7 protein-coding genes are annotated in these 11648 nt (G+C 68.3%); 4 read left to right on the plus strand and 3 right to left on the minus strand.

The window, feature by feature from the left end:
- The first annotated feature begins 48 nt into the window (after positions 1-48).
- Positions 49-321: a transposase gene (locus tag ACFZCY_RS39090; RefSeq protein ID WP_391184683.1), complete on the plus strand. Its 273-nt coding sequence runs from the start codon at positions 49-51 to the stop codon at positions 319-321.
- A gap of 44 nt (positions 322-365) precedes the next feature.
- Here ACFZCY_RS39090 and ACFZCY_RS39095 read toward each other — a convergent pair whose 3' ends face one another.
- Positions 366-1640, minus strand: coding sequence for an integrase core domain-containing protein (locus tag ACFZCY_RS39095; RefSeq protein ID WP_391184686.1), 1275 nt, complete (start codon positions 1638-1640; stop codon positions 366-368).
- A 255-nt stretch (positions 1641-1895) separates the two neighbouring features.
- Here ACFZCY_RS39095 and ACFZCY_RS39100 point away from each other — a divergent pair, with 255 nt between their 5' ends.
- Positions 1896-2720, plus strand: a complete 825-nt coding sequence (locus ACFZCY_RS39100; RefSeq protein ID WP_391184783.1) for an SAVMC3_10250 family protein — start codon at positions 1896-1898, stop codon at positions 2718-2720.
- Positions 2721-4118: 1398 nt separating this feature from the next.
- On the opposite strand, the gene ACFZCY_RS39105 is transcribed toward ACFZCY_RS39100, so the two are convergent.
- Positions 4119-5273: a tyrosine-type recombinase/integrase gene (locus ACFZCY_RS39105; RefSeq protein ID WP_391184689.1), complete on the minus strand. Its 1155-nt coding sequence runs from the start codon at positions 5271-5273 to the stop codon at positions 4119-4121.
- 940 nt (positions 5274-6213) lie between these two features.
- On the opposite strand from ACFZCY_RS39105, the gene ACFZCY_RS39110 reads away from it, so the two are divergent.
- A complete protein-coding gene (locus ACFZCY_RS39110) occupies positions 6214-8217 on the plus strand; it encodes an N-6 DNA methylase (RefSeq protein ID WP_391184692.1) in 2004 nt (667 codons plus the stop codon).
- A gap of 47 nt (positions 8218-8264) precedes the next feature.
- Here the strand turns inward: ACFZCY_RS39110 and ACFZCY_RS39115 are convergent, their stop codons facing one another.
- Positions 8265-9734, minus strand: a complete 1470-nt coding sequence (locus ACFZCY_RS39115) for a protein kinase (protein ID WP_391184695.1) — start codon at positions 9732-9734, stop codon at positions 8265-8267.
- Between the two features lie 302 nt (positions 9735-10036).
- Here ACFZCY_RS39115 and ACFZCY_RS39120 point away from each other — a divergent pair, with 302 nt between their 5' ends.
- Entirely contained in the window at positions 10037-11623 is a 1587-nt protein-coding gene (locus ACFZCY_RS39120) for a PD-(D/E)XK nuclease family protein (RefSeq protein WP_391184698.1), read from the plus strand.
- Positions 11624-11648 lie beyond the last annotated feature (25 nt).

Here is an 11648-nt window from a genome sequence, read left to right on the forward strand (position 1 = left end):
TAGTGAAGGCGACACGAGCGACCGGACGAGGTTCGAAGCTTGTTGCCGGTGCCGGGATGGCTTGAGGGCAGGGGCGGGCAGCCGGAGGGCTACTGCCACCGGCAGATGATCGACGCCATCCGTTACCTCGTGGCCGGCGGCATCACGTGGCGGGCGATGCCGAGCGATTTCCCCGCGTGGGACCGCGTCTACGTCTTCTGGCGGCGCTGGGGGACAAGGGCTGGGCGCGCGAACTGCACGACCGACTTCGCGACCGGGTCCGCAAGGCCGAGGGACGGGACGCGGAGCCGACGGTCGCGGTCATCGACGCGCAGTCGGTGAAGGCCGCCGCATCGGTGCCTGTGGGTGTCGAAAACGGTGTCACCCTATGCGACCTGCGTGTATTCGTGGATGAGGCCGCCGAGTCGATCGAGTCGAAGGACGCGAGTGTGGTCGGTGGCGGTAGGTGGTCCGGGTTCGGTGAGTCGGTCCGGCGCCTGTTGTCCGAGGGATTGGTGTGGCCGGTGTTGGTTGTAGTGCTTCGCGTACTCATCGATGACGAGGCGTAGGTGGCGCTCTCCTGTGATCAGGATGCGGTCGGTCGCCTCGCGTCGGCATGATCCGATCCAGCGTTCCGCGATGGCGTTCATGCGCGGTACTCGGGGCAGTGTTGGAAGGACGTGCGCGCCGATCGCCTCGAAGACGGCGTCGAAGCTGTCGGTGAAGTAGGCGCCGCGATCCCGGATGAGGAACTTGATCGACTCGGCATGGTCGCCGAGGTCCATGAGGTAGTTCCGTGCTTGCTGGGTGATCCAGGGGCCGGTCGGGTGTCGGGTGATGCCGGCGATGTGCACCCGCCGGGTGCCGTGGTCGATGAAGAACAGCACGAACCAGCGCTGCAGGAGGACCGTATCGATGTGCGCCTTCATGGCCCGGACCGCCTCGGGGTCGTCCTCGTCGGCCACGGTGAAGTCGCGATCTATGCGCAGCACCGGAGCGTCCCCGGGCCCGCTCAGCAGCGCGACCTTCTCCCGGCCGTGCCGGGTGTCCGCGGGGGTGCTGTGCGACGGATCGGGATGGATGGTGAACCGCTTCTGCGCCAGGACGCGCACGACGTCCTGCGGCAGCGACGCGGGATCCGCGCACGACAAGGTCGTGGGAATGTCACCGCGGTCGCGCAGGCAGAACAGCCCGACGTGGTCGGCCCTGTTCTCCGAGAACGCGTCCTCCGTGTGCCACCCCAGCTCCCGTTCGCTGCTGGCGCTGACCAGGCTGTGTTCCAGCCCGCGCACCGGCAGCCCATCGGTGACGATCCTGCCGTCCTGCTGGGTCCGCCATCCGATCGGGTCGCCGAGCAGGGCCGCGTACAGCACGAGCAGAAAGCCGTACGGGCCGCTGGCCACGGTGTCCGCATCCCGCCAGAACGCCGGCGTGGGCTCCAGCCACGGTTCGACGGTGTTGCCGGACACGACGAACGCGTGCTTGCGGTCGTCGAGCCGTGCGGCGTTCGCCGCCCGGCGGACGGAGGGCGGCAGGTCGTGCGCCAGCACCGGCGCATCGGCGAGAAACCCTTCGTCGTGCGCGTTCGGGTAGGCCTCGGCACAGGCCTTCGCCAGCGCGAACGCCCCGGCCGCCTCGTCCGGGGTGAGACGGTGCCGCACGACACGGCCCCGGTCGGCGGACGGTCCGGACCGTCCGACGATGACGTCGAGTCCTCCGTGCCCCGGTCCTCAAAGACATCGACATGACTCACCATCTGGCAACTCCTCGGCTCGGCTGACACGGGCGCAGCCAGCGTGGCGACGGCGACTATCGATGTCCCTTCCGGCGCACATCGAACCGCCACCACGCAGGCCGGGCCGAGTACGGTCAGTAGGCTCGTGGTGCTGCTGATCGGTTCGAGCTGTGGGGGGCGGATGCGGGACCTGCTCTACTTTTCTCCGTTGAAACTCAGGCATTTCCACGGCGGCGGCCGACCGCGTCTCCTCGGGGGCCGCCCCGTCGAGGTCGAGACGACGGCGTTCGGCGCCTCGGCCCGTGTGGCGCTCGGCGGGGCCGAACCGCCCGGCACCGTTGAGCCCGAAGGCCCGGATCTGGAAACGGCCATCGCGCACCTGGAGAAGACCTGCACCGCACACACGGCGGTCCCGGCCTCGTGCCGCTCCGTCGGAATGGACGAGTGGGTGGAGTTCTCGGGCCCCTTCTACCGAGGACCCCGCCTCCGTGACTGGGGCCTGCACGACAAGGGCGTGTATACCTTCACCTCCCACGAAAGCCCCCTGCTCTGCCCCCGGTTCACCGAGGGAACCGAGTGTTCGGGCGTCGAGGTGCTGCTGTGCGGTTCCGCCCGGCACGTCATCGGTCAGGAGGACCAGCCCCCGACCCGGATGGGGTCCGGGTCGGACTGGCTGCACGACATGGCCGCCGAGCTGGTGGCCCTGGAGGAGCGTGGCGAGACCACGCTCCCCGAATCCCTCGTACGCACACGGCGCGGGATGCAGGAGTACGCGGCCCGAGTGGCCCACGACATGATGATCTCCTGGCGCCAGGGCCCCGCCCATGTGCACGGCCACGCCCGGGTCCTGTGCAATTTCGAACCGGTGGACGGACAGCACCGCCTGATCGTGGCGAGCCCGCTGTACGTCGAGACCGCCCCGCCGCCGAGGGAGGGAGCCCTGACCCCGCAGCCGACGCGGCGCCGGCGGCCCTGGAACTTCCGGGTCTACCCGCCGGCGCGCTGATCCACCCCGAGCCGGGCCACGAGCGCCCGGTGGCCGGGACGCGCGAAGCGGCTCCTGAAGGGTGTCTTTATTGCCGTAGGGTGGTTGACCTGGGGCTTTGCGATCGTCCAAGTATGGGCATGATCATTGATCGTGGGTCTGCGACTGCTCTACCTCGTCTTCTGCCGACTACTGGGCTGCCTCCTCTTGCTGGGCCGGTCGGTCGCCGCGAGAACGCCGAGATCCTCGTTCTCCGTCACGAGGTCGCTGTGCTGCGCCGGCAGATCGAGCGCCCGCGGCTCTCATGGGCTGATCGAGCCGTGCTCTCGGCTCTCGCACGGCACCTGCCACCCGCATTACGCCGCCATCGGCTGGTCACTCCAGGCACACTGCTGACCTGGCACCGCCGTCTGGTGCGCTGGAAATGGCGCCAAACCCCAACCGGGCCTGGCCGGCCACCGCTGGCGGAGAAGACTGCGGCGCTCATCCAGCGCCTGGCGCGAGAGAACCCCGCCTGGGGATACGTCAGAATCCAAGGCGAGCTCCGACGGCTCGGGCATAGGGTTGCCGCCGCCACGACCCGGCGCGTCCTGCGCCGTTCCGGTCTACCGCCCGCACCGCAGCGCGCCTCCCAGCAGACCTGGCGTTCCTTCTTGCGCTCCCAGGCCCACACGCTGCTCGCCGGCGACTTCATCCATGTGGAGACGGTCCTCCGCAAGCGTCTCTACGTCTTCTTCGCTATGGAGATTGCCACCCGGCGCGTCCATGTCCTGGGCGTCACCGCACGCCCTACCGGCGCATGGGTCACCCAACTCGCCCGCAACCTGCTCATGGACTTGGAGGACAGAGCCGGGCGTTTCCGGTTCCTCACCCGTGACCGGGACAGCAAGTTCACCGCCGCGTTCGACGGCGTCTTGGCCGGTTCACCAGGGTCGTCCAGGCTCGGAGCCGCACCCGAATCTGCGGATGTGCGGGGGAGACCACTCAGCGAAGGCAGCTGCGGCGGGTGCGTTTATGGGAGCACCGCGTTAACGCTTGACGACTGCCCTGTACGGCGTCGTAAGGAGCTTGACAGCGCGCCAGGGTCTGCGAGAGTATTAAAAAGGAGCATAAGAGGAAAATTGCCGCGCGACTGGGGGTCAAGGGGTCGCAGGTTCAAATCCTGTCGTCCCGACGGTGTTTACGCAGGTCAGAGCCGGTTTCCGTGGAAGTGGAAACCGGCTCGATCTATTTGTGGGGCGTGTTTTCTGGTCCCCAGCGTGGCGTCGATCGTGCTGCTCTCTCTTCAATCCTTTGGGCATGGCGGCAATGCCTCATGCTTTCAAAGGCGTTTCGCTCGTCTGCTCGGCGGAATCTATGCCTGGATGGTGCTGGTCCCATCGGTGAACGGTCAAGTGCGTTTGGGGCCGGTCAAGTGGGTTACGGCAGGCGATCCAGGGGATTCTCGGTGCGGGGTTGCGTGCTTTCTCGGCGGCGTTTCGTTGTGGGGTTTCCACAGCAGGGAGGGCGATCGGGGGCATGGTGACGTGTGGTCAGGTGATGGGCGAGTGTGGAGCTGGCGCGGGTGAGGTGGCGGATGTCCGGGTGGAGGTAGCGCTGGGTGGTGGTGATCTGGCGGTGTCCGGCGATGTGTTGGAGGACGTGGAGGGGGATTCCGGCATCGGCCATCCAGGTCAGTCCGGTGTGGCGGAGGTCGTGGCGGCGTAGGTGTTCGTAGCCGAGCTGGGCGACGACGTCGTTCCAGTGGGTGGCGTCGCGCAGGACGGCGGTGGTGATGCGGCCGCCGCGTGGTCCGGTGAAGAGCCAGGCGTGTGGATCGCCTCGGGCTGCCCGGAGGTGCCTGGTAACCAGGGGACGTAGTGGGGGAATGATGGGGACCTGGCGAGCGCGCCCGCCTTTGGTGTGTTTGTCGGTGAGGCCGCCGGGGGCGGGGGTGGTCTGGCGGCGGATGGTCCAAATCCACTGGTGGGTGTCGATGTCGCAGGTGCGGGCGGCGGAGACTTCGCCGATGCGGGCTGCGGTGCAGGCGTTGTAGATCACGGCAGCGCCCCAGCCGGGGTAGTGGTCGTGAGAGGCGTCGACGAGGGCTGCGGAGAGCTCGGTCAGGGCGGCCCAGTCGGGCAGGGCGAGGGCGCGGGGATCGTCGAGTTCGTCCTCGGCGGTCTGGTATTCGCGCTGCCAGTTGGTGATGTGGGCGGGGTTGTGGTCGAGGATGGCGTCGCGGACGGCTTGATCAAGAGTGCGGGTGAGCATGGCGAGGGTGTTCTTGACGGTGGATCGGCTGCAGCCGTCGGCGATCCAGCTGTGGACGGTCCGGTCGATGGTGCCGGTGGTGATCATGCTGAGGGGGAGGTGGCCGAGGTCAGGCACGACGCGCAGTCGCCATCCGGCGAGATAGGGGGCGTGGGTGGTGGTCTCCAGGCCGCGCAGGATGACAGCCATGTTTTGGTTGCCGTAATCAACCAGGTGAGTGGAGGCCAGGGCTGGGCGCAGGGTGCTGCCAGTTGCGTCGGCAAGCAGGTCCAGCCGATGGGCGACCAGAGCGGGATCGATCCCGTTGCGGGTCGCGTCCACCAGTAGAGAGGCCCACCTTTGCGCCTGCTCCGCCGTTGCCGGGGCAGAGGAGTGGCCCGGCTGGCTGCGAGAGGTGTGCGGGCGAGGTGGTCGCGCGTAGGAGGCTATGGATGGGAGGGAAGGGGACTCGGCGTCGCGGGTCATGTCGAGTGCGTCGCGAGGAGAAGTCGTCGACGGAAGGGTTCTGTAGTCTTCGGGAAAGAGCGGATATCTCACTGTTGCGCTATTCATGCCCTGGATATTCCCGCTCGGTGAAGCTATGCGTGGTCCACCCCTCCGCGGCACCCCCTTGGCCTGGATCCCTTATCGCGGCAATGAGCGAGGAGAGGGAAGCCGGTCCTTCGGTGATCGATGTCGAAAATAGTGTGCCAAGCAGCACTTACGCTCTGGCGACATCAAGCTAGCTTGCGTCATCGTTCCGATCATGCTGCTGAGCTGGGTGTTTCTAGTGGATGATGAGGCGGTTGGGTGGCGTGCAGTGGTACTCGTTGAGCAGTCCACCGAGTACCTGCTGTCGTCTGGCTGTGCTAGAGGCGACGTTCGAGGCGCCCTCTGGGGTCTGTAGGTGAGGCTGCGGTGGGCTCGTCTGTTGTTGTAGTGCTCGGCGTACCGTCTGCTGGGATGCACGCCGCGGTGCGGGCGGTAGACCAGGGCGACATGTGACGCGCCGGATCTCACGTTCCGTGAGCATGTCCATGCCTGAGTCATTGCAAAGTGCCTGGTCAGCCACTCTGCGATAGTAAAGAAGCCCTTCAGGGATTGAGGTACGACCCGAGCGCGGGGCGACAACCGGCCCGGCAGCGGCCAGCCCATCCCGCACTCCTTGGTCGGGAGTAAATTGACCGAGTCAACGCGTAGGCTTCGCTCGCCAGGTGCATCGCGCATCGGGTGCGTTGTTACCCCGCCCTACCCGGCCACACCATCCTTGAGACGAGACACCATGGAGCAGCAGGACGAACCGGTCACGCTCAGCCTTGCAGGGATCGCACGGCTCGCCGGGGTCGGTCGTGCCGCCGTGAGTAACTGGAGGCGGCGCCACAGCGACTTCCCGGATCCTGTTGGCGGCACAGATGCCAGCCCTCTGTTTTCCCTGACGGATGCGGAGTCCTGGCTGCTACGGCATGGCAAGATCGACGAGTCCTCCAGTGGCTGGGACCGTCTTTGGCCACGGATCGAGGACCTCGGTGACCGGGACGGGATGGCCCATCTGGTGGCCTCGGCGGGGGAGCGTCTGGCAATCCCGACGATGGAGCCGCTGCCCGGAGCCCCGGAACTCGGCACTGCCGATCGGAGGCTTGCGGACGAGGTCGTGCGGCTGGCCCGGCGTCAGTCACCTGAGGAAGCCTTCTCCGTGCTGCTGGATCGTTGGCACGCCGCCCACGTACGCCAGTTGACCGTCAGCCCTCGCCGATTGGCTGACACCATGGTGGCCCTGGCCACCGAGCTACGTGACGGCAGCGCGCCGGTACGTCGAGTGTTGGACCCTGCATGCGGGATGGGCTCGCTGCTGGCCGCGTCCGGTCGGCAGTGGTCGGGGCAGGTACCTCCCCCTGTGCTGACAGGCGTTGACAACGACGCCGCCGTGGCCCGCCTGGCCCGGGCCAGGCTGGCTCTGGAGTTCCCGGACTGTGAGCGCCGTGTGCAGTCCGCGGATACGCTGCGTGACGCACCCCTGAGGCACGCCTCCCGCGCCGATGTCGTTCTGAGCTATCCACCGTCCAACGAACGTTCCTGGGGTCACAGCGAGCTGGCGACCGACCCTCGCTGGGTGTACGGCGTGCCACCGCGGACCGAGCCTGAGCTGGCGTGGGTGCAGCACTGTCTGTCCGTACTGGAACCTGGGGGCGTTGCAGTGCTGGTCCTACCGCCCGGCGTCGCTTCGCGACGGGCCGGACGGCGAATCCGGGCGGGGCTGGTGCGCGCCGGAGCTGTCCGCGCCGTAATTGGGCTGCCGCCCGGGAGCGCGCCGCCGCACGGGGTGGGGCTGCACCTGTGGTTGCTGGCAAGGCCCCGTGAACTCCCCGGGGACGAGGTGACCTTTGTCGACGCTGCAGGCTGCCGGACGACCGCGCTCACCGGCCGGGGCACGGCTGTCGACTGGGATGGTCTGCGTGAGCGCACCGTGGCGGCCTTGCGCGGCAGTGACGTACCAGGCGTCACGCGGGTGTCGGCCATGGAACTGCTCAGCGACGAGACCGAACTGACGCCCTCTCGGCACACCGTGACTGAGCGGCCCGTGGGGCCAGTGGAACTGCGCCGTGCCTGGACTGGCTGGGATAAGGCGGTGATGGACGTGGAGGACGCAGCCAAGGCCGTTCGCGAACACGAGGCGGGTGCCGCGGCGCCGGACGAGTTCGGCTACACCTTCGTGGGTGACTTGGAACGTTCCGGTGCTCTGGACGTGACGGCCGGAAAGGCCCTCGCCGACGATCTAATTCAGCAGGGAGGGCGGGCCGAGGACGCCCTGTACGTCGTTACCCCTTGGGCCGTCCGGGGCGAGGAACTCTGGGTTCCCGCGGCGCAGGCCGCCGGGCTGGAGGCTGAGGGGCAGGGGGTTCTGACATCGTTCGGTGATGTCGTGGTCGTGACCGCAGCCGGCGGCTTCGACGTCTGGGTCGAGACGGCCAGCCCGCGCCTGCTCGGTTCCCACACTGTCCGGCTGCGGACCGACCCTGCACTGCTCGACCCGTTCTTCCTCGCCGCGTGTCTGGGGGCGCCAGGGAACGACCAGCGAGCTGGAACCCGCGCCTCCTCCGCCTCTCGGGTCGACGTACGCCGGCTGCGCGTCCTGCGCGCGCCAACGGTGCAGCAGCGGCGGATCGGGGAGATCTACCGGCAGCTCGTCCGGTTCCGAGAGGCGGTGGCCGACCTGGGCAGGCACGGTGAACAGCTCTCCGCCATGCTGTCAGGGCCGCTGGCCCAGGGCAGGTTGACGGGTAAGTGAGGGGAGGGGCTCGGCAGGGGGCAGGGCTCCAGTCCCAGCCGGGCTCGTCAAGCCGGCCCAGGCAGGCGGGCCAGTAGCTTGCGGATCGCTACGGGCAGCCCCGAGGCCACTTCTCCCGGCCCCCCATCCAAAGCGAGTTCCTCCACCTCGACGCCCACGTCCCGGCAGAGTTCCACGGTCTGACGGGATGGACCCGGCCCAGGCCAGGACGTGAGTCCCTCGGCCAGCTCCAGCCAGACGTCGGCCACCGCCTGGACCGAGCTCCCCTCCGCAGCCATCACCTGAACCGCCCCGAGCTGTGCCCGGACCAGCAGTTCACCCGTCTCCGTGCCCGCCGGTGCGTCCGCGAGCCGCCTGGCGACATCCCGGCAGGTGCGGCCGACGGCGGCCGTCTCCCCGCGCAGCAGCTGAGCACGGGCCACGATGAGGCGTGCGCCTTGCACTTCACGAACCGCCCCAGGTAGGCACTGCTCGGCGCGCACCAGCATCGTGTTCAGCTCGTCGACGGCCTTATCCGGCTCGCCGCGTTCGACTTCGAGTTCGGCCTGGGTGCACAGATTCCGCAGAGCGGACCGGGTGGGGCCGCCGACGGGACGGCGATGCACCCGAGGGCGGCGCACGCCCGCAGGCGGCACAGCTGCGCGCAGGGCCGCAGTGGCGTCCGGGCCGCGGTGGGGCAGTGTTGGGTCAGGGTCGAGGGCGGGACGCGGGGCCGGATCGCCCAGCTCGGGCAGCAATAGCCGCCAGATTCCGAGGGCCAGCTCCAAAGGTGGCCGGTCGGCCGGCGACTTGGCGAGCATGCGGTCTGTGATGTCCACGACCTCGGACGGCAGCCCGGGGATATCGTCGCTGAGCAGCGGCGGCCGCTCCTCGCAGTGCAGGCGTGCCAGGTCGTAGTCGGAGTGGTCGGCCTCGAAAACCAGCCGCCCGGTCACCATCTGGAACGCGATGCAGGCGACGCCGTAGAGGTCGGCCTCCGGGCCCGGGTTACGTTCGCCGCGGTGGATCTCCGGGGCCATGTAGCCGATGGTGCCCGGCGTCCGGCCGTTGGTGTATCGGGTAGCCGCGGGATCTGTGGGCAGGGCGATGCCGAAGTCGGTGAGGTACAGGATGCCGTCTCGCCGTGCCAGCAGGACATTGGCAGGCTTGACGTCCCGGTGCACTACGCCCGCTCCGTGCACCCGCCCGAGTACCTCCAGCAGCGGGACAACCACACACGCCGCAGCCGACAGCGTGGGTCTGTTCCGAGTGAGGAAAGCATGCAGGTCATCGCCATCGACGTACTCCGTGACGATGTACGGGCGCGGCGGGGAGAGATCCGCATGGACGAAGGTCGGCACGCCCTGGCCGCCGAAGCGCTGGTGCATTTCGCACTCGCGGTCGAAACGCTGTAGCTCCTGGGGGGTCGGCGCCCGATACCCGCGCAGGGCAGCCTCCGGGTCTCGCGGCCACAGGAACTTCACTGCGACCGCCCGCCCGGCGTGGCTGTCATCGGTCGCCCGGTAGACGACGCCCATGCCGCCCCAAGCCCCTTCCCCAGCCCGGCTGAATCTGCCCGCGAGCTTCTTCCCCGCCGGCCATGGCTCCACTACCCACACTCCTTGGATCCTCTGGCGAACCGTCAGGCGACAAGTTACAGGAGATCATTGTGTGCCTTGACTTAGTTCACAGAGTTCTGTCACGGTGATGCACCTCACCGTCGAGACCGCGAGGAGTCTGCATCGTGCAGTCTTGGGTTAATCCCCCCGGTACAGTCGGCGCCGGGCACCTGGCCCGCATCCCGGTCCGTCACCTGCGCGACGAGGAGCGCGAGTGTCCGATGAGCCGTGCTCTCAGCGTCCGCCGCGATGTGTTCGCTGTAAACCGGGTCTCGTCCAAGACGCCGCGCGAGGAGTTCCCGTTCGCGCTCACGCAGGAACTGCTCGACCAGCTGGAGTCCGGCGCGGCGCAGAACATCGAACAGGCCCTGGAGCAATGTCGTGGGACACGGTCTCGGTGCCTGCCGCAGCACGTGGCCTGGTCGGCGGCGGCCACCGAGCGTTACCTCGACGCACGCCGTCAGGATCAGGAAAGCCGGAACGGAGCCAACCTCCCCCTCTCGTTCCACGCGCCCGACGCATGGATCGCGTTCCGTGCAGTGGAGGAACCCGACGTGCGCGGCATTACCCACTATGAGCGCACTGTCTGGGGGCGGCAGTACGTATCTGCCGACGCAACGCTTCGCGAACTCGTCATTCCGGCCAAAGGGAATGCGAAGGAGTATCTCCCTCTGCCCGAACTCGCCGCTGTCGCCTCTGTCCTGTACTACGGGATCCCGGCACGCATCCCCCCTTTCGAGCACCAGTACCCGGCCCACCGGCATCCGGCGCCTCCGCCGCGGCCAGAACGCGTCCGGGTCTACTCTGCCGGCCTCACCGAAGGCCGTATCCGGCTTCTGCGTGCAACCGAGACCGACGCCTCCGCAGACTGGAGCGCCACAGAGATCCGGGACTTGCACGAGCAACATGTCGTGCCCCGGCTCGGCCGCGTCCTCGACAGCCGCGAACGCATCGCCGGTGCTCACTGTGCGGGTTGCAAGGTGCTACCCGAGTGCTCCGCCGTACCGCGGGCGCCCGCTCTCCTCGCGGTTCCACCTCCCACGCGGCCCCGCAAGCGGCGCACGGTATCGGTGAGCGACCTGAGGGCACATCACGACTGTCCCGCCCGCTACCACCTGACCCGCGTACTCAAACTGCCGAATTCCGTTCCGGAGAGCGAGGCTGTGCGCAGAGGCCGGGCCGTCGACAGCTGGCTCAACGCCCGGCACGCCTCAGCGGACGCCCCACCGTGCCACGAGGTGCCCCTGCCCGCACACTTGCCGGGTCTTACGGACGACGAGCTGGCTCCCGCTCTCGGGATGCTCCGGACTCACCGGGCCCGGTGCCCGCTCGACAACCCGGCGGCGACACAGTTCCGTCCGCAGCACCGGGTGGCGGTCCACGATCCACAGGCCGACGCCATGGTCGTCGCCTCCTGCGACCTGGTCTACGAGGAACGCGGCGGCATCGTCGTTCGCGAGACGAAGACCAGCGCGTTTCCACCGGGCGGCCGAACCATCCTGCTGGAGAAGCATCCGCAGCTCGCCCTCTCGGTACTGCTCCTGGCGTCCGGCGTACTCGGCGGCGATCCGCGACGGTCCCGCGTGGAGCTGGAAATCTTGCGTCCGGAAGGGGTGACCCTTGAGGAGTTCGACCCGGGCGACGAGACCACGGTCGAGCACGCCCGTACCGTCCTTGCCTCGTACACGCTGCCCTGGTCTGCCGAGACCCGCTTCGACGCGGCGCCGCGGCCCGGCTACGACTGCACTGGTTGCGAGGCGCTGTCGTGGTGTGCCACCGGCAAGGAGCGTGTGGCTGCCGCAGGTTGAGGGAAGTTCCCGTCGCCTCCGCCAA

Source organism: Streptomyces sp. NPDC007983 (assembly GCF_042958345.1).
In the GTDB taxonomy this organism is placed as follows: domain Bacteria; phylum Actinomycetota; class Actinomycetes; order Streptomycetales; family Streptomycetaceae; genus Streptomyces.